General features: G+C 53.7%; 27 protein-coding genes. 21 read left to right on the plus strand and 6 right to left on the minus strand.

The features are described from left to right. Positions 1 to 38: 38 nt before the first annotated feature. The 21 genes from UC15_RS02020 to UC15_RS25850 all read left to right on the plus strand — a co-directional run bounded on the left by UC15_RS02020 (position 39) and on the right by UC15_RS25850 (position 18318). On the plus strand, positions 39 to 788 hold the full coding sequence (locus UC15_RS02020) for a hypothetical protein (RefSeq protein WP_112286878.1): 750 nt from the start codon (positions 39 to 41) through the stop codon (positions 786 to 788). A gap of 72 nt (positions 789 to 860) precedes the next feature. Then, positions 861 to 1505, plus strand: coding sequence for a phage baseplate assembly protein V (locus tag UC15_RS02025; RefSeq protein WP_112286879.1), 645 nt, complete (start codon positions 861 to 863; stop codon positions 1503 to 1505). A 10-nt stretch (positions 1506 to 1515) separates the two neighbouring features. Then, complete coding sequence (locus UC15_RS26140) at positions 1516 to 1647, plus strand: hypothetical protein (protein WP_255563890.1); 132 nt, start codon at positions 1516 to 1518, stop codon at positions 1645 to 1647. Next, a complete protein-coding gene (locus UC15_RS02030; RefSeq protein WP_112286880.1) occupies positions 1640 to 1990 on the plus strand; it encodes a GPW/gp25 family protein in 351 nt (116 codons plus the stop codon). The genes UC15_RS26140 and UC15_RS02030 overlap by 8 nt, the downstream gene beginning before the upstream one ends. Positions 1991 to 1993: 3 nt before the next feature. Next, entirely contained in the window at positions 1994 to 2902 is a 909-nt protein-coding gene (locus tag UC15_RS02035; RefSeq protein WP_112286881.1) for a baseplate J/gp47 family protein, read from the plus strand. Beyond that, positions 2895 to 3422: a phage tail protein I gene (locus UC15_RS02040; protein ID WP_112286882.1), complete on the plus strand. Its 528-nt coding sequence runs from the start codon at positions 2895 to 2897 to the stop codon at positions 3420 to 3422. Before UC15_RS02035 ends, UC15_RS02040 begins: the two co-directional genes overlap by 8 nt. Positions 3423 to 3431: 9 nt before the next feature. Next, on the plus strand, positions 3432 to 6317 hold the full coding sequence (locus UC15_RS25840; protein WP_232829790.1) for a phage tail protein: 2886 nt from the start codon (positions 3432 to 3434) through the stop codon (positions 6315 to 6317). A gap of 9 nt (positions 6318 to 6326) precedes the next feature. Next, the gene (locus UC15_RS02060) at positions 6327 to 6782 is read left to right on the plus strand and encodes a tail fiber assembly protein (protein ID WP_112286883.1); all 456 of its coding nucleotides are present in this window, start codon (positions 6327 to 6329) and stop codon (positions 6780 to 6782) included. Positions 6783 to 6831: 49 nt separating this feature from the next. Beyond that, complete coding sequence (locus tag UC15_RS02065; RefSeq protein WP_112286884.1) at positions 6832 to 7158, plus strand: hypothetical protein; 327 nt, start codon at positions 6832 to 6834, stop codon at positions 7156 to 7158. Between the two features lie 149 nt (positions 7159 to 7307). Continuing rightward, positions 7308 to 8477 (plus strand): phage tail sheath protein, encoded by a 1170-nt coding sequence (locus tag UC15_RS02070; RefSeq protein WP_112286885.1) that lies wholly within the window; start codon positions 7308 to 7310, stop codon positions 8475 to 8477. A 13-nt stretch (positions 8478 to 8490) separates the two neighbouring features. Continuing rightward, positions 8491 to 9000 carry a phage major tail tube protein gene (locus tag UC15_RS02075; protein ID WP_112286886.1) on the plus strand — a complete coding sequence of 170 codons (510 nt, stop codon included), beginning with the start codon at positions 8491 to 8493 and terminating at the stop codon, positions 8998 to 9000. A gap of 58 nt (positions 9001 to 9058) precedes the next feature. Continuing rightward, complete coding sequence (locus UC15_RS02080; RefSeq protein ID WP_112286887.1) at positions 9059 to 9340, plus strand: phage tail assembly protein; 282 nt, start codon at positions 9059 to 9061, stop codon at positions 9338 to 9340. Between the two features lie 32 nt (positions 9341 to 9372). After that, the gene (locus UC15_RS02085; RefSeq protein ID WP_112286888.1) at positions 9373 to 9492 is read left to right on the plus strand and encodes a GpE family phage tail protein; all 120 of its coding nucleotides are present in this window, start codon (positions 9373 to 9375) and stop codon (positions 9490 to 9492) included. Further along, the gene (locus UC15_RS02090) at positions 9485 to 11959 is read left to right on the plus strand and encodes a phage tail tape measure protein (RefSeq protein ID WP_112286889.1); all 2475 of its coding nucleotides are present in this window, start codon (positions 9485 to 9487) and stop codon (positions 11957 to 11959) included. The genes UC15_RS02085 and UC15_RS02090 overlap by 8 nt, the downstream gene beginning before the upstream one ends. A 12-nt stretch (positions 11960 to 11971) precedes the next feature. Further along, positions 11972 to 12442 carry a phage tail protein gene (locus tag UC15_RS02095; protein ID WP_112286890.1) on the plus strand — a complete coding sequence of 157 codons (471 nt, stop codon included), beginning with the start codon at positions 11972 to 11974 and terminating at the stop codon, positions 12440 to 12442. After that, positions 12439 to 13599 (plus strand): phage late control D family protein, encoded by a 1161-nt coding sequence (locus tag UC15_RS02100; protein WP_112286891.1) that lies wholly within the window; start codon positions 12439 to 12441, stop codon positions 13597 to 13599. The genes UC15_RS02095 and UC15_RS02100 overlap by 4 nt, the downstream gene beginning before the upstream one ends. Positions 13600 to 13655: 56 nt before the next feature. Further along, the gene (locus UC15_RS02105; protein ID WP_112286892.1) at positions 13656 to 14012 is read left to right on the plus strand and encodes a DUF4440 domain-containing protein; all 357 of its coding nucleotides are present in this window, start codon (positions 13656 to 13658) and stop codon (positions 14010 to 14012) included. Between the two features lie 97 nt (positions 14013 to 14109). Beyond that, entirely contained in the window at positions 14110 to 14331 is a 222-nt protein-coding gene (locus UC15_RS02110) for a DNA-binding transcriptional regulator (protein WP_112286893.1), read from the plus strand. A 725-nt stretch (positions 14332 to 15056) separates the two neighbouring features. Further along, positions 15057 to 17342, plus strand: a complete 2286-nt coding sequence (locus UC15_RS02115) for an autotransporter domain-containing protein (protein WP_157960953.1) — start codon at positions 15057 to 15059, stop codon at positions 17340 to 17342. 311 nt (positions 17343 to 17653) lie between these two features. Continuing rightward, complete coding sequence (locus UC15_RS25845; RefSeq protein WP_232829791.1) at positions 17654 to 18046, plus strand: hypothetical protein; 393 nt, start codon at positions 17654 to 17656, stop codon at positions 18044 to 18046. 8 nt (positions 18047 to 18054) lie between these two features. After that, complete coding sequence (locus tag UC15_RS25850; RefSeq protein WP_232829792.1) at positions 18055 to 18318, plus strand: hypothetical protein; 264 nt, start codon at positions 18055 to 18057, stop codon at positions 18316 to 18318. 303 nt (positions 18319 to 18621) lie between these two features. Here UC15_RS25850 and UC15_RS02130 read toward each other — a convergent pair whose 3' ends face one another. The 6 genes from UC15_RS02130 to UC15_RS02155 all read right to left on the minus strand — a co-directional run bounded on the left by UC15_RS02130 (position 18622) and on the right by UC15_RS02155 (position 22987). Next, positions 18622 to 19089 carry a DUF2778 domain-containing protein gene (locus tag UC15_RS02130; protein ID WP_369964166.1) on the minus strand — a complete coding sequence of 156 codons (468 nt, stop codon included), beginning with the start codon at positions 19087 to 19089 and terminating at the stop codon, positions 18622 to 18624. A 21-nt stretch (positions 19090 to 19110) separates the two neighbouring features. Further along, complete coding sequence (locus UC15_RS02135) at positions 19111 to 19602, minus strand: Hcp family type VI secretion system effector (RefSeq protein ID WP_047607110.1); 492 nt, start codon at positions 19600 to 19602, stop codon at positions 19111 to 19113. A gap of 169 nt (positions 19603 to 19771) precedes the next feature. Next, entirely contained in the window at positions 19772 to 20269 is a 498-nt protein-coding gene (locus UC15_RS02140; RefSeq protein ID WP_232829793.1) for a hypothetical protein, read from the minus strand. A gap of 340 nt (positions 20270 to 20609) precedes the next feature. Beyond that, entirely contained in the window at positions 20610 to 21146 is a 537-nt protein-coding gene (hpt, locus tag UC15_RS02145) for a hypoxanthine phosphoribosyltransferase (RefSeq protein WP_101075215.1), read from the minus strand. A gap of 109 nt (positions 21147 to 21255) precedes the next feature. Continuing rightward, a complete protein-coding gene (gene gutQ / locus UC15_RS02150) occupies positions 21256 to 22221 on the minus strand; it encodes an arabinose-5-phosphate isomerase GutQ (protein ID WP_112286897.1) in 966 nt (321 codons plus the stop codon). Then, the gene (locus tag UC15_RS02155; RefSeq protein ID WP_112286898.1) at positions 22214 to 22987 is read right to left on the minus strand and encodes a DNA-binding transcriptional repressor; all 774 of its coding nucleotides are present in this window, start codon (positions 22985 to 22987) and stop codon (positions 22214 to 22216) included. The genes gutQ and UC15_RS02155 overlap by 8 nt, the downstream gene beginning before the upstream one ends. Between the last annotated feature and the right edge of the window lie 17 nt (positions 22988 to 23004).

The following is a 23004-nucleotide window of genomic DNA, read 5'->3' on the forward strand; positions in this document are numbered from 1 at the left end:
TATAATGTAGGGAAAAATTCGGTTCATAAGGGTTAAAGATGACGACTTATCGAAAAGCAATTCGTAACAAAGTAACTTCTTCACTAAAAGCTTTAAAGTGGCTCGCACCTTTCTCTTTAGTAAATATTTTATTTCACTCTCTTCTTTTTATTTTATGCGTATCAATAGTTATAATATTTTCACTTGTCTTATTCACAGATATATCAAGAACTAGAGATTATTTGATTGTACTTGGTTTTTTAGCAGCTGCACTTACCTTGACCTATAACGTTAGAAGGCATTTATCTGAAGATTATTTCAAAGAAGCTAGAGAGCAGTTACAGAAGGCTTTTGAAATACTTAATGTATATGATGCTGAAGGACGCCTTTCAAATGATAGGCTGCGTTGGTTAACAGCTGCCAGGACATTACTTATTGCAGAGAGAATTGGCAGGAAAATAATGATGAGTTCTCACAAGGAAATAAACATTGAGGACAGGCAATTTTGGAGAATGAAATTCCATGGAATTGTAAAGAATTTCTCAGAAGATTTTTATGCAGAAGAACCGGTGCATATGATTCATCACATGGCTGATGTGCGCTCACCAATTAGTGAGGCATCTTTAGTTATAATTCATGAGTTCATTGATTGGGATGAGTCTTATGCTGATCCGTTAAAGCGAGAGCTTTTCTCTGATGAAAAACTTGATTTATTAGACCGGCATTATCCGCATATGGTCAGAGTCCTGAGAACTGTAAGAAGAATAAGAGCGGAAAATTATGCAGGAGTAGAAGCTCAAAACCGCTAACGCTCGTTGTGCCATCTGCTATCAACCCGCCTCAAATTGTATGCCGCCTGACAGGGCGGCATTCTTTTATCCATGAATACATCCATCCCATACAACGACATTCCGCGCCTGCTGCGCAATCTGATCCGCATTGGCACCGTTGCCGAGGTGGATTTAGAGGCGGCAACTTGTCGCGTGAACACCGGCGGCAACGTCACCGACTGGCTGCACTGGCTGACTTCCCGCGCAGGGCGCTCCCGTTCCTGGTGGGCGCCGTCCATCGGTGAACAGGTTTTGCTGTTCTGCCTGGGTGGCGAACTCGACACCGCCTTTGTGATGCCCGCCGTTTTTTCTGATGAATTTCCTGCGCCGTCGGCGTCAGCCGATGCCATGCACGTCACTTTCCCTGATGGCGCGGTGATCGAGTACGAACCAAAAACCGGCGGGCTGCTGGCAACCGGCATCAAGTCCGCCACGGTGAACGCCTCGGACAAGGTGGTTGTGACTGCTCCGCTGATTACCTGCACGGCGAAAACGCGCATCACGCTCGACACGCCGGAGGTGGTCTGCACTAACAAACTCACTACCGCAACCATCGAGATTAAAAAGGGCGGCACCATGACTGGCAACCTCACCCATTCAGGCGGGAGCATCACGTCAAACGGCATCGTTGTTCATACCCATAAACATAGCGGCGTCCAGACGGGCGGCGGCAGCACCGGCGCACCGACAACATAAAGAGGATTGTATGAGTAAGAATCTAAGAGTTTTTCTGTCTGTTTTCGCTGCAACGACAGCGGGCGTCATGCTGGCAAACGGGACGCCTGGCTGGTGGTTGGTGGGTGTTATTGGCCTCTATTTATTGTTCAAAAATGACTAAGGCGAAATACATCGGCCTGGCTCGCGACACGGGGCGCAGCGTCGAAGACCTGGCACATATTCAGCAGTCGGTAAGCGACATTCTGCGCACGCCCGTCGGTTCCCGCGTCATGCGCCGCGACTATGGTTCACTGCTGTCCGAGCTGACCGACCGCCCGCAGAATGCGGCGCTGCGCCTGCAAATCATGGCGGCCTGTTACAGCGCGATCCTGAAATGGGAGCCACGCGTCAGCCTGACCGGCATCACCTTTGAAACGACGTTCGACGGAAAAGGCGTGGTGGAACTCACCGGCACCCGCAAAGACACATCCGCCGCCATTTCCTTAACCCTACCCGTGAGCTGAATTATGGCAACTATCGACCTGAGCCAGTTACCCGCCCCCGACGTGGTGGAGGTGCTGGATTATGAAATCCTCCTGGCGGAACGTAAAGCCACGCTGGTGTCGCTGTACCCCGAAGACCAGCAGGCCGCTATCGCCCGCACGCTGACCCTGGAGTCTGAGCCGATGGTGAAGCTGCTGGAAGAAAACGCCTACCGCGAAGTCATCCTTCGTCAGCGGGTTAACGAGGCCGCGCAAGCCGTGATGCTGGCCTACGCCACCGGCGCAGACCTGGACAATATCGCCGCCACGTTCAGCTTGGCACGCCTGACGATCACGCCTGCGGATACGGTCAGCGTACCCGCCGTGGCGGCAGTCATGGAAAGCGATGCGGATTTACGTATCCGTGCGCAGCAGGCGTTTGAAGGGCTGAGCGTAGCCGGTCCGGTCGGTTCTTATGAGTATCACGGGCGCTCGGCTGACGGGCGGGTGGCGGATATTTCGGTGATCAGTCCGTCACCTGCCTGCGTGACGATTTCCGTGCTGGCACAGACCGGCAACGGCACAGCGCCCGCCGACCTGCTGGCGAAAGTACAGGCCGCGCTCAATGAAGAAAACGTGCGCCCCGTGGCTGACCGCGTGACCGTCCAGTCTGCCACCGTGGTCAGTTACACCATTGACGCCGTACTGTATTTGTTCGCTGGTCCGGAAGCCGAACCCATTCGCGAGGCCGCCGAAGCCAAGCTTATCGCCTACACCACCGCGCAGCACCGTTTAGGCCGCGACATCCGGCTGTCCGCCATTTATGCCGCGCTCCACGTTGAAGGCGTGCAGCGGGTGGAGTTGAAAAGCCCCGCTGCTGACATCGAGCTGGATAAAACGCAGGCGTCATTCTGCACCGCGTACACCCTGAAAGTGGGCGGTTACGATGAGTGATCGCCTTCTGCCCGCCGGTTCCTCCGCGCTGGAAGTCGCCGCCGCCGATGCCTGCGCCGCGCTTGAAAACGTGCCGGTGCCGCTGCGGCAGCTCTGGGATCCGCTGACCTGTCCGGCAAAGTTTTTGCCTTACCTGGCGTGGGCGCTGTCGGTTGACCGCTGGGATGAAAACTGGCCTGTCGCCACCAAACGCCGCGTCATTCAGTCGGCCTGGTTCATTCACTGCCACAAGGGAACCATTGGTGCCATCCGGCGCGTGGTGGAGCCGCTCGGCTACCTGATCAACGTGACCGAGTGGTGGGAAACGAATGACGAACCGGGGACGTTTCGCCTGGACATCGGCGTGCTGGAAACCGGCATCACTGAAGAAATGTATTTAGAGATGGAGCGGCTGATAGCCGATGCCAAACCCGCAAGCCGCCACCTGATCGGGCTGACCATCACCCAGGACATCAAAGGCGATGTTTACATCGGCGCGGCGCAATACCTTGGCGAACTGCTGACCGTTTACCCCGCATAAGAGGACGATATGAGCACATTTAAATCCGTTGTCACCACGCTCGGGCAGTCGCGCATTGCGGCAGCCATTGCGGCGGGAACTGACATCAACATTACGCAGCTTGCCGTCGGTGACGGCAACGGCAAGGCGACCACACCCGTCGCCACGCAGACCAAACTGGTTAAAGAGGTGTACCGCACGCCGCTCAATTCCTTAAAGCTGGATACGACCCATGGCAACTGGGTGATTGCCGAGGCGGTGATTTCTGCCAGCATTGGCGGCTTCTGGATGCGTGAAATGGGGCTGTTTGCTGACGACGGCGCGCTGATTGCCGTCTGCAACATGGCGGACACGTACAAGCCAACTTTGGCGGAAGGTTCAGGCCGCACGCAGACGTTGCGCATGGTGATTGCCGTCAGCAACACCGAAGCGATCAGCCTGCTGATCGACGACTCGGTGATTATGGCAACGGAGCAGTATGTGAATGACCTGCTGGCGGCGCATGAAAAATCCCGTAACCATCCCGACGGTACGCTGACAGCAAAAGGTTTTGTGCAGCTTAACAGCTCGGTCAGCAGTACCAGCGAAACGCTGGCGGCGACGCCAAAGGCGGTGAAGACCGCCAACGACAATGCCAACACCCGCGTACCTTCCACCCGCAAGGTCAATAATAAGGCGCTGAGTGCTGATATCACTTTGGCGGCGGCGGACGTCGGGGCAATGAGCAATCTGATGCTGGCAACGGACACGACCAAGGTTAAGCGTCTGGATGACCCGTCCATTATTGACGTCACTAATCCCGTCAGTATTTCTGCCACGTTTGAAGATCATCCTCTGGGTGCGACCTACGTCGTTGCCGGTCAGTTGCACAACTGGCGGCGCTACTGGGCGGCGGGTGCGGCAGCCTATCAGCGGCTGATTAATAACGACGGGCAGATTTTTGAGCGCATCGGTTCATACACTGCGGCGGGCGGCTGGAAATGGTTCCTCAGCGACAGCGGTTATCCGTTCGGCTGGCGGAAGATTCTGGACAGCGGCAGCATGACGCTGACGGATTTAACGCGGCTGGGCGTCGCCCGATCGGGTGAGAACGCGGATATTACCGGCCTCAGCAAACTTACCGACATTGCGTCCAGCGTTAAAATGGCGGCTAACCTGGAGGTCGCCAGTTCGATCCAGGCTAATTATCGCGTCGGCATCATGAGACCGAATGACTATGAAGCTTACATGTCTTTCACCAGCCGCGTCGGCAAGGTGTCCGCCGCAAATCTTCCCTCTGCGCTGACCTCAATGGGGAATATATATTTCCGTTTGCCGAATACGCTGACCGATACAGATCCGCACGCTGGGCGTGCGCTGGGTGGCCTGTCCGCTGCCATTTATCCCGCTGGTGAAGGCGTGATGCGTATGGATGCCAGGGATGAAACCGGCACCATTAAAGCCCGTATCGTCTGCGACGGACAAACTGACAGCGTACAAATCGCAAACGGCGTTTTACGGCCTGAGTCAGGTATTACCCTTTCCTCAACGAATGCGAATTCAGTGATCCGCGGGCGTAATGATGCCGTCATTCTGCGTGACCATAACAACGGCAATGTCACCTTGTCAGCCAGTCTGAAGGATGCAGGTTCAGGCACCGGCGGGACGTTGTATCTGGGATATAACAGGGACACTGCCAACATCTTCACGTCGGCGGTTTCCATTGATTCGCCACTGACTATCAATGACACCATGAAGGTCGTTAAAGATGCCACTTTTGCCAGTGCCATGACGGTGGTGGGTGGGCTGACATTAAACACGGCGCTGCCTGTTTCCAGTGGTGGCACCGGTGCGAAAACTGCCACAGACGCATTAAAAAACCTGGGCGGACTGCCTAGCAATGGCACAGCCGTCGCGGCGACGAAACTCGCCACCGCACGCAAGATTTCCGGTGTGGCGTTTGATGGCACCAAAGATATCAGCCTCGCTGCCGCTGATGTAAATGCCGTCCCTGCCGCTGGTGGCAACGTGGGGTATCTGAACAACGCGACTCACTACGGCATCAAGCCAGATGTGTGGGAGGGTGTGGGAGGGTTTGCTAATCAGTATGCCCAACCGAATGCCCCGTTCATCGTTCCCTACGGATATAAGGCACCACGGGATGTCAGCTCATATGCGCCGATTGTTAAAGGGGTGATTCAAACCACGAGTTATGGCTATGGCACAGCCATCAGTTTTGGGGCGCTCACCAGCGGCGGGCAGAAATTTGCGACCGCCGTTATTCATGCAATTGGTGATAGTGGGCTTTCTGCATCCTGGTTGTTCGATCCAATGGACGGGAGTTTTAGCTGTCCTGGCGCGGTGTATGGTTCAGTCCTGCGTGCGACGAATCCCCCGAATCCAGGTTCGGGTCAGGGAACGCATATCGGGTGGAATGAAAGTGGCAGCCAGGGCGAATCCGTCTTTATCAATAATAAGGGGGGCGGTTCTGGTGGATTTACATTCCGGACGGTCAACGTCAATAACACTCAGCAAACGGGTTACGTCAGGTTTAATGGTGTCGGCGACTTAAATGCCCAGGGCAACATCAATGCTGATACCGGTGGCGTTTTCGAGAGGGGGCAGCGGGTTTACAGCCCCAACAACCGGCAGCCGGTCAATACCAATACCGCCAACCTCGGCGGCGGCTGGTGGCGATGCGGTGACACCGGCATGATTAAGCAGTGGGGCGTCGTCAATAAAGGGAGTCGCGGCTGGTCTACGGTGAATTTTCCCATTCCTTTCCCGAATACCTGCGTCAACGTTCAGGTAACGGCGATCAATGGCGGCGGCGGGACGTTCAACGACAACTTTGGTACGGCACAGATTATTAATAACATCGGTTTCACCTGCGGTCAGGACAGCGGCGGCAGTTACTGGGAAGCCACCGGCTGGTAAGGGGATAAAATGAGCAACTATTACAGTGCAATCACGTCAAGTCTTTATGTATACAGCCCGCTCACTAACGGCTTTTATCCGCGTGAACTGCGGGAAGTGTACGACGATGCGGGAAGCTGGCCTGATGATGGCATTGCGGTAAGTGATGTCGTTTACCGTGAATACCAAACCCTTCCCCCGCCGGAAGGGAAAGTGCGGGTTGCGGGCAACGACGGGCTGCCAGCCTGGGCAGATATCCCCGCCCCGTCCGTGGCGGAACTGAAAGCCGAAGCCACCGCCACACTGTCAGCCCTGATGGCAAAGGCAAACGCTGCTATCGCGCCTTTGCAGGATGCCGTCGATATTGACGACGCGACGGAGGCGGAACGGGCAAGCCTGACCGCCTGGAAAAAATACCGCATTGCCCTGAACCGGCTGGATTTATCAGCAGCGCCGGATATTGCCTGGCCTGCTTATCCTTTTTAATCATGCTCCGATTAATTATGAGGAGTTAACTCATAAAAGGAGGAATTAAATGGTTATAGATACAGGCATGCGTGGCAATCCGATAAGTACAGACAATGAAGTTGGTAAGTCACATTCTAAAAAGGACATCTCGGCACAGATACATGATATTCAAGAGAAAATTTCAACTGTTCTCGAGCGTATTGCAGAGGGAGGCCTTTCAAAAGAAGAGCAAGCACTGCTGAAACAGCAATTAGAGGCTCTTTATCAACAACTTGCGCAGTTACTGCAAAAACAAATGGAAGAAGGTGGTGATAAAAAAACATCCAGCTCGAGGGAAACGGATAAAAAAATATCCGTGACCCCAAAACTGACAAAGATTGATGTCTTCGCCTGACATGTTCTGAAGGTTTATTACCTCAGCCGTCTCCCTGTTATGGGCGGGGAGACGGCCACGTTGTGCCATTCCCCACACATCCCTCCCGCCGTGCCTGATTGCCCCCAACACGCGATGATTGACCTCACCCCAATCACAGGAAAAACACCATGGCTGATTATCATCACGGTGTGCGCGTTGTTGAAATCAATGACGGCACCCGCGTTATCTCCACCGTTTCCACCGCCATCATCGGGATGGTCTGCACCGGCGACGATGCCGACGCGGCGACCTTCCCGCTGGATACGCCGGTGCTCATTACCAACGTACTGACCGCCGCCGGTAAGGCCGGTAAAACCGGCACGCTGCGCGCCTCCCTGATGGCGATTGCCAACCAGGCTAAACCGGTTGTTGTCGTGGTGCGTGTCGCAGTGGGCGAAACCGAAGCGGAAACCACCTCCAACATCATCGGTGGGTCAGACGAAACCGGCATGTATACCGGCATGAAAGCCCTGCTGTCTGCGCAAACTGAACTCGGCGTAAAGCCGCGTATTCTCGGCGTGCCGGGTCTGGATAACCAGGAGGTTGCGACCGCGCTTGCCGCCGTCTGTCAGCAGCTGCGCGCCTTTGGCTACGTCAGCGCCTGGGGATGTAAAACCGTGTCCGATGCCATCAAGTACCGCGACAATTTCAGCCAGCGTGAGCTGATGGTTGTCTGGCCTGATTTCGTGTCCTGGAACACCACCACCAATGCCAGCGACATCGCGCCCGCGACGGCTTACGCGCTCGGCCTGCGTGCCAAAATCGACGCCGAAACCGGCTGGCATAAAACGCTTTCAAACGTCGGTATCAACGGCGTCACCGGCCTGTCTGCCAGCGTCTACTGGGATTTGCAGACCCCAGGCACCGATGCCGATCTCCTGAACCAGGCGTGCGTGACCACGCTTATCCGCAAAGACGGCTTTAAGTTTTGGGGGCAGCGCACCTGCTCTGACGATCCGCTGTTCCTGTTTGAGAACTACACCCGCACCGCGCAGGTGCTGGCGGACACCATGGCAGAAGCGCACTTGTGGGCGATGGACAGGCCAGTGACCCCGACGCTTATCAAAGACATGATTGCGGGCATTAACGCCAAGCTGCGCGAAATGAAATCTGCCGGTCTGATCATTGATGGTTCCTGCTGGTACGACCCCGAAGCCAACACCGTCGAAACCCTGAAAGCGGGCAAGTTGTTCATTGATTACGACTATACGCCGGTGCCGCCGCTGGAAGATTTGACCCTGCGTCAGCGCATCACCGATCAGTACCTGGCGACGTTCGCCACCTCCGTTAACAGCTAAGAGGCGCTAAACCATGGCACTGCCTAAGAAACTGAAATACCTGAACCTGTTTAACGACGGGAACAGCTACCTCGGCACGGTCAGCGCGCTGACGCTGCCGAAACTCACCCGCAAGCTTGAGAACTACCGCGGCGGCGGCATGACCGGTTCCGCTGCCATTGATTTCGGCCTGGACGACGACGCGCTGACCTTTGAGTGGACGGTGGGCGGGCTGGATGAACTGGTGCTGAAACAGTGGGGCGCAGTGGATGCCGTGCCGCTGCGATTTGCCGGTTCCTTCCAGCGTGACGACACCGGCGACACCTCCGCCGTGGAGGTCACCCTGCGCGGACGCCATAAAGAAATGGATTTCGGCGAGTACAAACAGGGTGAGGACACCGAAACCAAAATCACCACCCAATGCACCTATTTCAAACTCACGATTGACGGCAAAGACGTGATTGAAGTCGATACCGTGAACATGGTGGAAATCGTCGGCGGCGTTGACCGCGTGGCGGAGCACCGCAAAAACATCGGCCTGTAACCCGTTACCCGCGCCGGACTTCGGCGCGAAACCTCACTTTTAAATAAGAGACACCGCTATGTCAGAACACAATGAAAACATCGTAATCCTGGAAGAACCGATCAAGCGCGGCGACACGCTCATTAACCAGGTTGAAGTCATTAAACCGAATGCCGGACACCTGCGCGGCATTGGCCTGGCGGCGCTGGCGAATGCCGACGTTGACGCGTTGACCGTGATCCTGCCGCGCATTACCGCCCCGAACCTGACCGCCCAGGACTGCAAAAGCCTGAACCTGCCCGACCTGATTGCCCTGGCGGGTAAGGTGATTGGTTTTTTATCGCCGAAATCGGAACAGTAAAACTTCCCCCGACCCTGACGGTCGATGACCTGATGGCGGACATTGCGGTGATCTTTCACTGGCCGCCGTCAGAAATGAACCTGATGACGCTGACCGAGCTTTGCGGCTGGCGTCATAAGGCCATGCAGCGCAGCGGAGCCGACAGTGAGTAATTTAAAAGTAGAGGTGCTGTTAAAGGCGGTTGACCAGGCGACCCGCCCGTTTAAATCGGTGGAGAACGCCAGTAAGGCGCTGTCCGGAGATATTAAAAACTCTCAGACCGTGCTCAAAGACTTGAACGCTCAGGCCGGAAAGATTGACGGATTCCGCAAGTCCAGCGCGCAGCTTGCCGTCACCAGCCAGAAACTCAAAGACGCCAAAGCGGAAGCGGCGGCGCTGGCTATCGGGTTCAAAAACACCGCCAACCCGACCCGCGCCCAGGCGCAGGCGATGGAGTCCGCGAAGCGCACCGCCGCGCAGTTGCAGACCCAGTTCAACGGGCTTCGGCAGTCGGTACAGCGTCAGCGCACCGAACTTACCCAGGCGGGCATCAGCACGCGCACGCTGTCTGAATCAGAACGCCGCCTGAAAACCTCCATCAGCGACACCACCGCGCAGCTCAACCGCCAGCGTGAATCCCTGGCACGGGTGAGCGCGCAGCAGGCCAAACTGAACGCGGTCAAAGGCCGGTATCAGTCCGGTAAACAACTGGCCGGTAGCGTGACCGGCGCAGGGGCTGCGGGTGTCGGCATTGCGACGGCGGGGACGGTAGCCGGTGCCGGGATGCTCAAGCCCGGCTATGACTTTGCGCTGAAAAACTCAGAATTGCAGGCGACGCTTGGCCTGGAAAAAGACTCCGCGGACATGACCGCGCTGCGCACCCAGGCGCGGCAGCTCGGCGACAACACCGCCGCGTCTGCCGACGATGCCGCCGCCGCGCAAATCATTGTCGCCAAATCCGGCGCGGACAAGGACGGGATTCTGGCGGCGACGCCGACCATCCTGAATCTGTCCCTGGCAAACAAGCGCACCATGGAGGAAAACGCCACCCTGCTGATGGGCGTGAAGTCCGCGTTCGGCATGACCAATGACACCGTGGCGCACATCGGCGACGTGCTTTCTACGGCCATGAATAAATCTGCCGCCACCTTTGACGGGCTGTCAGACACCATGACTTACGCCGCGCCGGTGGCAAAGCAGGCCGGTATCAGCGTCGAAGAAACTGCCGCGATGGCCGCCGCGCTGGCCGATGCCAAAATCACTGGCTCAATGGCGGGCACAGGCAGCCGCGCTGTCATTACCCGCTTACAGGCACCGACGGGCACCGCTGCTGCCGCGCTCGGTGAGCTGAAGGTGAAGACGGCAGACGGCAAAGGCAACATGCGCCCGCTGTTTACCATCCTGAAGGAAATGCAAAAGAGCTTTGAGAAAAACAAGCTCGGTGATACGCAGCGGGCGCAGTACATGAAGGCCATCTTTGGCGAGGAGGCCAGCTCGGCGGCGATGGTGCTGATGGACGGCGCAACGTCGGGCAAGCTCGACAAACTTACTCAGGCATTCAAAACATCTGACGGCAAAACCGAGGCGCTGGTGGCGGCCATGCAGGACAACCTGGGCGGCGACTTTAAGGAATTTCAGTCCGCCTATGAAGCCGTCGGCACTGACCTGTTTGACCAGCAGGATTCATCCCTGCGCAAACTGGTGCAAACCGCCACCGGCTACGTGCTGAAACTGGATAAGTGGATTGTGAACAATAAAGCCCTGGCGACCACGCTAGGCAAGGTGGCAGGCGGTGCGCTGCTGATTATTGGCGCGCTCGGCGTGTTTGGACTGGTGGCGGGTCCGGTGATTAGCGGCATCAATCTGATCGTCGCCGCTGCCGGTGCGCTCTGGACAATTCTCGGCACGGTAGGCGGCGCGATAGCGACGGTGATCGGCGGGCTTACGCTGCCGATTGTCGCGATTGGCGTGGCGATTGTCGCCGGTGCCCTGCTTATCCGTAAGTACTGGGAGCCGATCAGCGCCTTCTTTGCGGGCGTCATTGAAGGGTTAGGGATTGCGTTCGAACCGGTAAAAGAGATGTTTTCGCCGCTTAAGCCGGTGTTTGACTGGCTCGGGGATAAACTCAAAGTCCTGTGGCAGTGGTTCAAAGACCTGATCCAGCCGGTGAAATCCACGCAGGAAACGCTGAACAGTTGTAAAGATGCAGGGGTGTCGTTTGGTCACCTGGTCGCTAACGCACTGACCGCACCGTTGCAGGTGGCGAATAAGCTGCGCAGCAGCGTGGTCTGGCTGCTGGAGAAACTCGGCATCATCAAGGATGAATCCGCAGACATTGATAAAGCAGCCGACAAAGCTGACCGGCGCACGAAACAAAACAGCGATGTGACACCGGCAGAACACCCGCTGGATAACCCCGCGCCGGTCACGCCAGCGGCTGGCGGCCTGCTGGGCGGCGGTTATGCACCGGTGTCCGTCGGCGGCGGCCGCAGCTATATCGACCGCAGCACGCACACCTATCAGATTTCAGCCGGTGCCGGTCTGGGTGTCCAGGACACCAGTCGTCAGATCCGCGCCGAGCTGGAAGCCCGTGACCGCGCCCGCGCCACACAGCAACGTTCCCGCATGGATAACGATTAAGGAGAACCCAGCATGATGTTAACCCTCGGGCTGTTTGTCTTTCAGTTGCAGACCGTCCCTTACCAAAGCTTGCAGCGCGATGTGGATTACCGCTGGCCGGTAAACAACCGCGTCGGCCTGCGCCCGCTGCCGCAGTTCCTCGGCGTGAATGAGGAAAAAATTACCCTGTCCGGCGTGCTGATGCCGGAAATCACCGGCGGGAAGTTGTCGCTGCTGGCACTGAACCTGATGGCTGACGAAGGCAAGGCGTGGCCTCTGCTGGAAGGCAGCGGCACCATTTACGGGATGTTCGTGGTGAACAGCGTCAGCGAAACCCATACGGAGCATTTTTCCAACGGTGCCGCCCGCCGGATTGAATTTACGCTGACGCTGACCCGCGTCGATGAATCCCTGGCGGCGATGTTCGGCGATATGAAAGCCCAGGCCGACGGGCTGCTGGATCAGGCCGGTGGCTTAACCGGTCAGCTGGGAGGTCTGCTATGATTACAGATATGACCATCGGCGCCGGTGCGCAGTTTGCGCCGGACTTCACGGTGACCGTCGGCGGTAAAGACATCACCCAGGACGTCGGCAACCGGCTGATATCGCTGACGCTCACTGATAACCGCGGCTTTGAGGCTGACCAGCTCGACATCGAGCTGAGCGACACCGACGGCCTTCTGGACATGCCGCCACGCGGTGCGGTGATTAATATTGCGCTGGGCTGGAAAGGCCAGGCGCTGACGAACAAAGGCGATTTCACGGTGGACGAGGTGGAGCATCGCGGCACGCCGGACACGCTGACCATACGCGCCCGCAGTGCGGACTATCGTGGCAGCCTGAATTCCCGCCGCGACAACTCCTATCACGACACGACGCTGGAGGCGGTGGTGTCGGCAGTGGCGGCGCGCAACAATCTCAAACCCGCGATTGCTGAGCCGTTCAGGAATGTGCCGGTGTCGCATATCGACCAGACCCAGGAAACCGACGCGAAATTTATTACCCGCCTGGCGGAGCTGAACGGCGCGGTTGTCGCCATCAAGGCCGGTAATTTGCTGTTTATCAAGCCTGGGGCAGCAAAGACGGCAAGCGGGAAGCCGATCCCACAGATGACGATCATCCGCAGCGACGGCGACGGACACACGTTTAATATTGCTGACCGTGGGGCTTATACCGGCGTGTCGGCAAACTGGCTGCATACCAAAGACCCGAAGCCGAAAAAGGTGAAGGTACAGCGGAAACCGAAAGTGCAGTACCTGCGCGCCCTGCAACATCCGAAGGCCAAAAAGACCAGCGCGAAAGTGCAGAAAACGCCGGAGGCAAAGGAAGGGGACTACCTGGCGGGCAGTGAAGACAACGTGTTTAACCTGACCACCATTTACGCCACGCAGAAAGCAGCCATGCGTGCAGCCCAGGCGAAGTGGGACAAACTCCAGCGCGGCGTCGCGGAATTCTCGATCTCCCTGGCGCGCGGGCGTGCGGATTTATTTCCTGAGACGCCGGTTGCCGTGTCCGGCTTTAAATCCGTGATCGACGCGCAGCCATGGATAATCAGTAAGGTGACGCACAGCCTGGGCGGCAGCGGATTTGTGACGACGTTGAATCTGGAGGTATTGCTGTCGGATGTGAGTTATGAGGCGATTGGAAATGAAGGGGATTAATTAAAAATACATCACTATCATTGAGTTTGATGGGTGCCGTTATCAGGAGGGTTGTGATGCTTTTAGATAAAATTAAAACACTTGAAGACAGTCTGCATACAGTGCGAAGGCATGACCCAATGTGGCTGGACAGGGTCTTACATTCTAATTTCACGGAAATAACTTATTCCGGGCACCTCGTTAACCGCGAAAAAGTTATTCAATCGCTGCTTTCAGAGACTGATGCGCCTGAAATTTTCGGTTTTAATTATTCCCTTATTGAGATCGACAGAACCCATGTAATTCTTACCTACCGTACCCGGGGAAAAGCGGGCTGTCGTCGGGCACTGCGTTCATCTCTTTGGGTTTACTCAGAAAACTACGATTGGCAGATGGTGTTTCATCAGGGGACACCGGATGAAAGCTCTGATTGAATCTGGCGTATGTAAATCATTGTAATACCGGATGTATGATAATTAAGAATGCATACAATGACTGTATCTGATTAAAAGTGATTACATGGTGATTATTATGATGCACTGCCCCAAATGTCAGCACGCCGCACACGCACGTTCCAGTCGTTATCTGAGCATCAATACCAAAGAGCGTTATCACCAGTGTCAGAACATCAATTGCAGTTGCACGTTTAAAACTCATGAGTCCATTGCAGACATCATTGTTGAGCCAGGAACAGTTCACGCTGTGCAGTTGCATCCGGACAAAAACAGTCAGCAGTCATTCCAGATGCACTAAAGAAAAAGCCCCGAATAAACGGGGCTTAGTTGTCGATGTGGTCAATGCGTGGACACTGAAATGAATAAATCCATTTAATTCATATAGTTAACATCTATTTCAAAGGCACAAAAATGTGCCTTTTTTACCATTTTTTTTTCCTGCACTTACAACGCGATCACTATAAATCAATGAGTTATTTGCGGTGTATCTTTGGAATCGATGCTGGCCTGAGTCGGGGCGGGTAAATGACTGCGTCGGTAAAATCAACGATTACCTCCCTGGAATATCGTTACCCCATCCGAAATATAATCAATAGTCCCCTTGGCTGGCTATTATCGTTTCCCCGCCTAATATTATCTGTGAGCATTACTTATGAGGCGGTTCTGCACCGTTTTTGCTCATTATTTTTAATGATTAATTTTCTGGGGAAGGATAAATATTTGAAAAAAAAAATGAAGTTATTTCTCTTTAGTGGGATCGCTGGCAGCTATGGGTTATTTAATCCTGTGAATGCTCTGGCAGCCTGTAGCCCCGCAGCGGGGAATGACGTAAGCATAATCTGTGATGGAATAATCAATACGCAGCAATCCTTTACTGATGCAAGTGGTATCACAGCGACGATTATTCCTCGTACGCAAATTACTCTTACTGCACAGGATACGCCTGCTTTTTATTTCACTACCTCATCCAGCAGCCTTCAAAACCAGGGCAATATTACAACAGACGCTATCACCAGTGATGGTGTGGCTTTAGAAACCCTCAGTGGGTTCACATTAATCAACGACGCCTTTGTAGGCACTTCGGGCAGCAATTCCAACGCCGTCCATCTGTCTGGTGTTTTTGATAGCACGATTACCAATAATGGACAGTTAAGTACAACGGGGAACGTCAGTTCAGGGATCCTGTTAGATGCAAACATCGGCAATAGCACCTTAAATAACAGTGGAGTTATTACCACTACCGGTGCTCAATCCCATGGTATCTGGGTAACAGGAGAGAGCCGGAACATCACAATTAACAATAGCGGAAGCATCACAGCAAACGGCCCGAGCGGTTCCGGTATCTTCGTTGATACGGCCACAACGACGGCTGACGACGTCGCGGTGGTAAACAGCTCCTCAGGTGTGATCTATTCTGAGACTGACGATGGTATTAACTTTAGCCGTGATTCAACCGGTACCATTGATAACGCCGGGATAATTGAAGCGGCAGATAGCGGCATTGCGTTGCAGGATAACGCGCAAATTTCACGCATTATCAACGATGGGATTATTGCTGCCGGGCGCGGAGGGATTACCCTTGACGATACCAGCGGAACCAATTTACTGCTTAACCGCGGCGTTATTGGTTCAATCGAAGGGGATGCGATCCGTGTCAGTGAAACCAGCACCGTGACTAACGGCATCAATAATGAAGGCATTATTATTGGCAGGGTTGATGCTCCCACAACGAATATGAGCAACAGTGGTCTGTTTGATTTGCTCAATAATAATTCCCCTTCACGAGTCGCCAACTACAGCCAGTCTTCAGATGCCTTCTTAGCTCTGCAGGCTGAGAATGCCACGAATTATGGGCAACTGCAGGTTGGCGGAACGGCATCGCTGGCGGGTAATACCATTGTGGTCACCAATGGTAGCCTGGACTTTAGCAATGGTGATGTATTGAGTGATGTGGTTACCGCCCCGAGTATTGTGGGCACACCGACATCGGTGATTGATGACTCTCTGCGCTTCCAGTTTGTGCAGGAGCTGACACCCACGAGTTACTCATTACGCATCGTCGATACGGGACTTACCAGCGTAAAAGAAGCGGTCACCACACAAACCGCCTCACCGACGGCTTCACGTATCGGTGGCGCTATCGACCAGATTATAGCCAAAACAACTTCCGCTGGCGAAGGCACTGGTTCGGATACTATTCCCGGCACAACCCCAGAAACCAGCGGCAACGGTAACGAGTCCAGCTATTGCTCTGGCGCGTTAAGAGCGACGGTCTGTGCCATCACGTCCTCATCCAATGCACAACAGGTTTACCGTAACGTGGTGCAGTTAGGGCCGTTGATGAACGGTATGCTGCCCTATGCCGAGTTAAATAATGCGCGTGCCTTTGGCGATATCGTGGACTCACGTCAGGACTCCGTGCGTGAGTTTGGTCAATACGAAGAGTTTAATCCCGAAAAGTACTTATGGATCAGACCGGTAGGTCGCTGGGATAACCAGGAACAACGTGGTGGTCTGGATGGTTATAAATCTGATACTCGCGGTATCGCCATTGGTGCCGATGTGCCGGTATTAGAACAGGTTCGCGTGGGCGTGGCAGTGGGCACCAGCCGCACCGATGTGAAGGATACTTCAGACGATTTCCGCCATGATGCGCAGATTGAAAGCTGGAATACTTTGCTTTATGGCAGCTTTGACTTCACCCCGGCCACATCCCTGACCTGGAAAGCGGGCTACGGCCGCGACACCGTTGACGGTAATCGTTACCTGAACATCATTAACCCGTCTTCATCTGACCTGGCTTTTGGCGGCGTGGCGCGTTCCAGCTATGACAGCCATAACGTGCAGGCAGGCCTTGGTTTACAGAGCATCTTTAATCTGACTGACAATTTGACCCTGACGCCGATAGTGCGTGGCGACTACTACAGTATCAAGGACAAAGGTTACACCGAGAAAAATGCCAGCGATCTGAGCCTGGATGTGGATGGGCAGACCCTTGAAGCGATGATTGTTTCCACCAAAGCCAAGCTGGGTTTACAGGTGTCTGACATTGTGAATGTGCATGCGACGGCTGGTGTGGGGTATGACACCATCAATTACCGTAGCGCCAACCGAATCGCATTTACCGGCAGCCCTGATACCCCGATCACCTACCAGAGCATGGAGCAGAGCCCGTGGATTGGGATGGCAGGTGTAGGCGTGACCGCCAAGTTCACTGACCAACTGGACGGCACCGTTCAGTACGATTCAGAGCAACGCTCCAGCTTCTTCAGCCAAAGCGTTGCCGTTAAGGTGCGTTACGCTTTCTGATAACAATCTGAATTCACTCACCTAAGCCACCCGCATCCGCAGGTGGCTTTTTTCTTGCCTTACTCCAGAGGGCTATGATGGGGTCCGCCCGGGAAACGAAGAATATCCTACGCTAAGCCTTCTTTTATGCAGACAGCACAGGCGAGGTGGGACCAACTCCAGCCCCCTAAAGAACAGCGGGCGGCAGCATAAGAATACCCCGCTTAGCAGGGTATTCTTTCGAGCGAGTTTCCTGTCATCAGGACTGGTGAAAAAAAACGGCCTCCAAATCTGAAGGCCGTTTTAATTAACTGCTGTATAGGGCGTAGCCGATGACGTCAGTTCTGACGTACATGACTGCCCAGATCGGCGCTAATTTTCCTAGTGACGATCAGACTGTCCGTGTAGCACGTCGCGTTGCAAATGAGCTGAATGCATATGATGAAGAAGTGAAAAAGGTTGTGGGCTTTTTCGCGCCCCACCTCGGCGAATCATATGTATATGAAACGCGTTCAACACAATGGCGCATCGTTGCTTCTGCCGTTGATTCTGAGGTTTTGACCGCAAAAACGCCTCCGGCGCGCCTTGGAGTCCTGTCAATAACTGTGGGTTCGATGGAATCAAACAGGCTACAAATTAGCGTGGTTGTCAGGTTGAGAGCACCGCTACACCATTTAGTTCTGGCAATCTGCGAGTTATTGACTGGACAGACACCGCCGCCGTGAGGGCGATTGTGGCGCGCATAGGGGAGGAAACGCCGAGAGTCAGTAAGGCGCAGCGAATTTTTGACCCCACAAAAGGCCGCGATATTGCCCCATCGGCAAGATTGACGGCAGCAGAACGGGCACGCTTGCCTGAAATTGAGCGAGAATTGATGAAAAGCAACATCACTGCTGCGCGCTGGGAGCTGGAGGCATTAAGCCGCGGAGCTACGTTGAAAATAGGTGATACAGAATTACATTTCGGAATGGTTGAGCATTGGTCGGAGTTTAGCTAAAAGAAACGCCCTGGTGGGCGTTGTATTCTAATTGCTAAGTATTTTAGTCTGATGATCTTAAATGTCGTCGGATATAAATGCGACACAGCAGGATTACCAGAATAGATATTAAACCTGAAATAATTAGTGAGGCATCGACATAAAGGTCTAGCGTTCCTTCTATGTCATGTACTCCCCAAAATTGAGCGAAACCTTCTATCTGTTCACCTGTAGCATAGCTGTCAATCACTTGGGTAAAGAAGGTCATCAGTATGCAGAACGCCACAAGGTAGCCCAATGCGGCAAAAAAATACTTAACCCACCTCATCCGAGTGTAACTCTAATCGTACCGTGTGCCTTGAGCGAAGACCCAGGTACACCGATCATTGAGGTACACAGCAATGCAGTCCGAAGATAATCAAAATCGGATTGTGATGTCATGGTAATACAGCCCTCACTGAGTCCTTGTGGTCCGATTGGATGAAGCCGAAAACTTCCACGTTTAACTCCTTCAATAAAAGTTTCATCGTTTATCTTTCCGTCATCGCGATAGAGCCCAAACCATGTTTCTCTGTCAGTGCCGTAACCATATTTAAGGACAGCATTTCGTATGCCGCCTAAGCGCCCCCCCGAAACGCGGCTGACAATAAAATAACGCCCTGTAGGAAGTGGTCCCAGATCAGCGATATTAGTTAATGTCGGGTTATTTCGACCAACTAACTGGCCTGAAAAGGCAGGGAAATTGCCGACACCAGCACAACTCAGAATTGATGTTTCCATTCCATTCAACACATAGCTGCACCTGATAGCCATTTAAGCTGTCACTCTCTCATTCCAGGCGTCCGCAAAAATTACGTTGCCGTCACAATATTTCCATGTGATTTTTTCATAGCGAAGCTCAACACTTTCGTTGTGGTTATGCTTTTCGAAGGCTGGGTTTTTGATATGGTGCATTGTTGGGCAGATTGATACAATTTTAACGCCTTCGAGATACATGTTGAAGTACTCAACTTCCTGGCCTGCATCGTTGATTTTGTACCATTTAAATTCGGCAGATTGGAGAGTTTGGCCGGTGGCGGTTGCTTTGTAGAGATAAGGGCTAGAGCTGTCGAATTCTTTCTCAAAACCTAATGCCGCATGTATACGTGTGCCGGTGATCTTGCCTGTAGCCCCGTCAGTTGGAAGATGCAGAGAGTGCCCGAAACCTTGAATCTCAATTGAACCTTCACGTCCATTCACATCGACAGAACCTTTAATATCTGCTCCGCCGTCATCCTTCAACCATAAATACGCTGGTATAGCCATTGTTAACAACTCCTTATGTTTTGTAGGGAAAACATACGCCCAAAAAACCACTTAAACAATATGGACTTTTACCTCAAGGCAGGAATTGTCTTATTTGCAGGAGAAGCATTCAGGTGGCAGATGATTTCTACACATAACATTCATAAACATATAAACAGGAATGCCCATATTAATTGTCCTCTGCAAATCCGTTTGATTGCCCGATAGCATTCACAATAGTATCGATACACGCTTTGCTGTTCGGAACCTTATAAAGAGCCTGAATTGCATCAACGACATATTGGTTAAATTCCGGTTCTTTGATGCTATAAAAGGGTAAAGCACATACATTATCGGTACTGAAGGGTAAAGCCCCACCTTTAAGAAGGGAGAGCACACCTGCGGGATTATGTGGAATTGCCGTGGCAGCTGCAGTAGCAAGCGACTCCGCTGAATCAGCATCACTACCGGGCGCTAATAATGCAGCCACGTCCAGCCAGTTTTGTTCACCACTGCCTATTTTAGTCAGCACATACAGCCATTCGGATTCGCCATCTTTGTACAAATCGGTGATAACCGCTCTGGCGCCCTGAGTTTTGATCTGCTGAGTTAACTCCACGGATGTTATTTGGGTCGTGGCGGCTGCTGAAAAAGAAAGTAAAAGCAAAAGAGAGAGTACAATTTTCATCTGACTACCAAGATCGTGTCACCACGGTGTAATGAGCTATGGTGACATTTTTATATAAGTCTGTTAGATAATTATTGACTAAACGGACCAGCCAATCCCATTAAATAAAGCCAGAAAAACATACCCTCAATAAATCATTCAAACAATGCAGGTTTATCACATATTCTAAATAAAAAAACGCCTCCAAATCTGAAGGCCGTTTTAATTAACTGCTGTATAGGGCGTAGCCGATGACGTCAGTTCTGACGCGGCCAGCGCGGAGCAACCGCAGTGGACATAAAGTCCATGAGGAATTCGAGCACTGCCCGCGGCGGAAATGGCTAAATCGGGTAGCTATTCGCTACTCGTCCAGCATCACAACCTTGCCAACATACGGCAGATGACGATAACGCTGGGCGTAGTCGATGCCGTAACCGACAACGAATTCGTCGGGGATCGGGAAGCCGACGTATTCGACTTTAACGTCAACTTCGCGGCGTTCCGGTTTATCCAGCAGTGTGCAAATGGCTAGGGATTTCGGGCCGCGCAGTTGCAGGATTTCACGCACTTTGCTCAGCGTATTGCCGGAGTCGATGATGTCTTCGACGATCAACACATCTTTACCCCGAATGTCTTCGTCGAGATCTTTAAGGATCTTCACGTCGCGGGTGGTGGACATGCCGTTGCCGTAGCTTGAGGCGGTCATGAAGTCCACTTCGTGCGGCACATCCACGGCACGACACAGGTCAGCCATGAACATGAACGAACCGCGCAGCAATCCAACCAGCACCATTTCGCTGCCGCTGTCGCGGTAGTGTTCGGTGATTTCACGGCCCAACTCGGCAATTCGGGTTTTGACTTCCTGTTCGGAAATCATGACGTCAACGCGATGTTTCATATAAAGACTAACCACCTGATTTAAGAATATTTATCGCTGCTTTTTAGGAAAGCAGACCATATAGTGGAAAGGATTATATCAAAGAACCCGCCGGGGAGTAACGCCGGTGTCAGCCAATACCGGCCTGATGCAGGTCATGCAGGTTGATCGCACCGACCAGCACGCCTTCGCTGTCGACCACCGGCGCGGCGCTGATATTTTGCTGATGCAGGGCTTCGAGTGCCTCGCCTGCCCGCCATTGTGCCGGAAGCTGATAACCGGGACGACTCATGGCATCGGCCAGCGGGTCGTGCAGGCTGTGGCCTTTGACCAGCCAGCGACGTAAATCGCCATCGGTGAACACGCCAACCACATGCAGGCTGGCGTCGCATACCGCAATCAGCCCCAGGCCGGTGCGGCTCAGTTCCAGCATCGCGTCCATGACATTTTTCTGACTGTCGACCACCGGCAGACGATCGCCGGTACGCATCAGATGATGCACACGGTTCAGCAAACGCGCCCCCAGACTGCCACCGGGATGTGAACGGGCAAAATCTTCCGCGCCAAAACCACGGTGTCGCATCAGCGCCATCGCCAGCGCATCGCCCATCATGAGGGTATTTACCGCGCTCGAGGTCGGTGCCAGTCCCATCGGGCAGGCTTCGCGCTCAACGCTGATATCCAGCACACAATCGGCTGCCAGCGCCAGCGGCGAATCTTTACCGCCGGTGATGGCAATCAGACGGGTTTGGTTTTCTTTTAACAATGGCAGGATCAGATCCAGCTCTTTTGCCCGGCCGGAATAGGAAATAAAAATCATCACGTCTTCACTGCCGATCATGCCCAGATCGCCGTGCAGCGCTTCGGCGGGATGCACAAAGAACGCCGGTGTACCGGTGCTGGCCAGTGAGGCCGCAATTTTCTTACCGATATGACCGGATTTTCCCATACCGGAAATGACGGTTTTACCTGTGCAGTTCAGCAATAAGCGGCAGGCGCAGAGGAAATTATCATCCAGCCGCGTCAGCAAACGGCGGGCTTCTTCTATTTCAATCTCCAGCGTTTCACGTGCGTAATTCAGTAATGCGTCACTCATCGTCTTCCCCGACTAAAATAATGCGGATCCCCAACTTTTCGATGGCATCACGATATTGCTGGCTTAACCCGCTGTCCGTGATCAGCGTATCGACCTTGCTTAAATGGCACACCACATTCGGGCTTTTACGGCCAAATTTTGACGAATCCACCAGCAGGAATAGACGTTCAGCCGCTTTACACATCGCCTGACTGACGCCGTGAACTTCGTTGAATGTGGTGACACCGCCGTCGAGATCAACGCCATCAGCGCCGATAAACAGTTTATCGAAGTTGAATTTATCAAAGGCACTTTCGGCAAGGCTGCCGTGGAAGGAAGACGATTTTTTGCGGTAGGTGCCGCCCGGCATCAGGATGGTCTGGTCGTTATCCAGCTCCACCAGCGCATTGACGATATGCAGGCTGTTGGTCATGACAGTGATGTTATTGAACTGACTCAGGAAAGGCACCATCTGCATCACGGTACTGCCCGCATCGAAAATCAGGGAGTCGCCGTCCTGAATTTCCTGAATGGCCGCGCGGGCGATGCGCAGTTTTTTGCCGGTATTGATGTGTGTTTTACGATCAATAGGCTGATCACCTTCCTCGCGACTCAGCACCACGCCGCCGTAAGTGCGGATCACTGCGCCCTCTTCTTCCAGCAGGGTCAGATCTTTACGGATAGTGGTGCCGGTTGTGGCGAAATGCGCGGCGAGGTCATCCACCGCCGTCTTTCCAAATTGCTGTAAGTGCTCGAGTATCGCCGCCTGCCGTTGCTTAGGTTTCATCACGATTTACGCTCAAA

This window comes from Rahnella sp. AN3-3W3 (assembly GCF_003263545.1).
Taxonomy (GTDB): domain Bacteria; phylum Pseudomonadota; class Gammaproteobacteria; order Enterobacterales; family Enterobacteriaceae; genus Rahnella; species Rahnella variigena.

Bases quoted from the DNA above. Each gene is read 5' to 3' on its own strand.
- UC15_RS02020 (WP_112286878.1), top strand. From the start codon at position 39: ATGACGACTTATCGAAAAGCAATTCGTAACAAAGTAACTTCTTCACTA.
- UC15_RS02025 (WP_112286879.1), top strand. From the start codon at position 861: ATGAATACATCCATCCCATACAACGACATTCCGCGCCTGCTGCGCAAT.
- UC15_RS26140 (WP_255563890.1), top strand. From the start codon at position 1,516: ATGAGTAAGAATCTAAGAGTTTTTCTGTCTGTTTTCGCTGCAACGACA.
- UC15_RS02030 (WP_112286880.1), top strand. From the start codon at position 1,640: ATGACTAAGGCGAAATACATCGGCCTGGCTCGCGACACGGGGCGCAGC.
- UC15_RS02035 (WP_112286881.1), top strand. From the start codon at position 1,994: ATGGCAACTATCGACCTGAGCCAGTTACCCGCCCCCGACGTGGTGGAG.
- UC15_RS02040 (WP_112286882.1), top strand. From the start codon at position 2,895: ATGAGTGATCGCCTTCTGCCCGCCGGTTCCTCCGCGCTGGAAGTCGCC.
- UC15_RS25840 (WP_232829790.1), top strand. From the start codon at position 3,432: ATGAGCACATTTAAATCCGTTGTCACCACGCTCGGGCAGTCGCGCATT.
- UC15_RS02060 (WP_112286883.1), top strand. From the start codon at position 6,327: ATGAGCAACTATTACAGTGCAATCACGTCAAGTCTTTATGTATACAGC.
- UC15_RS02065 (WP_112286884.1), top strand. From the start codon at position 6,832: ATGGTTATAGATACAGGCATGCGTGGCAATCCGATAAGTACAGACAAT.
- UC15_RS02070 (WP_112286885.1), top strand. From the start codon at position 7,308: ATGGCTGATTATCATCACGGTGTGCGCGTTGTTGAAATCAATGACGGC.
- UC15_RS02075 (WP_112286886.1), top strand. From the start codon at position 8,491: ATGGCACTGCCTAAGAAACTGAAATACCTGAACCTGTTTAACGACGGG.
- UC15_RS02080 (WP_112286887.1), top strand. From the start codon at position 9,059: ATGTCAGAACACAATGAAAACATCGTAATCCTGGAAGAACCGATCAAG.
- UC15_RS02085 (WP_112286888.1), top strand. From the start codon at position 9,373: ATGGCGGACATTGCGGTGATCTTTCACTGGCCGCCGTCAGAAATGAAC.
- UC15_RS02095 (WP_112286890.1), top strand. From the start codon at position 11,972: ATGATGTTAACCCTCGGGCTGTTTGTCTTTCAGTTGCAGACCGTCCCT.
- UC15_RS02100 (WP_112286891.1), top strand. From the start codon at position 12,439: ATGATTACAGATATGACCATCGGCGCCGGTGCGCAGTTTGCGCCGGAC.
- UC15_RS02105 (WP_112286892.1), top strand. From the start codon at position 13,656: ATGCTTTTAGATAAAATTAAAACACTTGAAGACAGTCTGCATACAGTG.
- UC15_RS02110 (WP_112286893.1), top strand. From the start codon at position 14,110: ATGATGCACTGCCCCAAATGTCAGCACGCCGCACACGCACGTTCCAGT.
- UC15_RS25845 (WP_232829791.1), top strand. From the start codon at position 17,654: ATGACGTCAGTTCTGACGTACATGACTGCCCAGATCGGCGCTAATTTT.
- UC15_RS02135 (WP_047607110.1), bottom strand. From the start codon at position 19,602: ATGGCTATACCAGCGTATTTATGGTTGAAGGATGACGGCGGAGCAGAT.
- UC15_RS02140 (WP_232829793.1), bottom strand. From the start codon at position 20,269: ATGAAAATTGTACTCTCTCTTTTGCTTTTACTTTCTTTTTCAGCAGCC.
- hpt (WP_101075215.1), bottom strand. From the start codon at position 21,146: ATGAAACATCGCGTTGACGTCATGATTTCCGAACAGGAAGTCAAAACC.
- gutQ (WP_112286897.1), bottom strand. From the start codon at position 22,221: ATGAGTGACGCATTACTGAATTACGCACGTGAAACGCTGGAGATTGAA.
- UC15_RS02155 (WP_112286898.1), bottom strand. From the start codon at position 22,987: ATGAAACCTAAGCAACGGCAGGCGGCGATACTCGAGCACTTACAGCAA.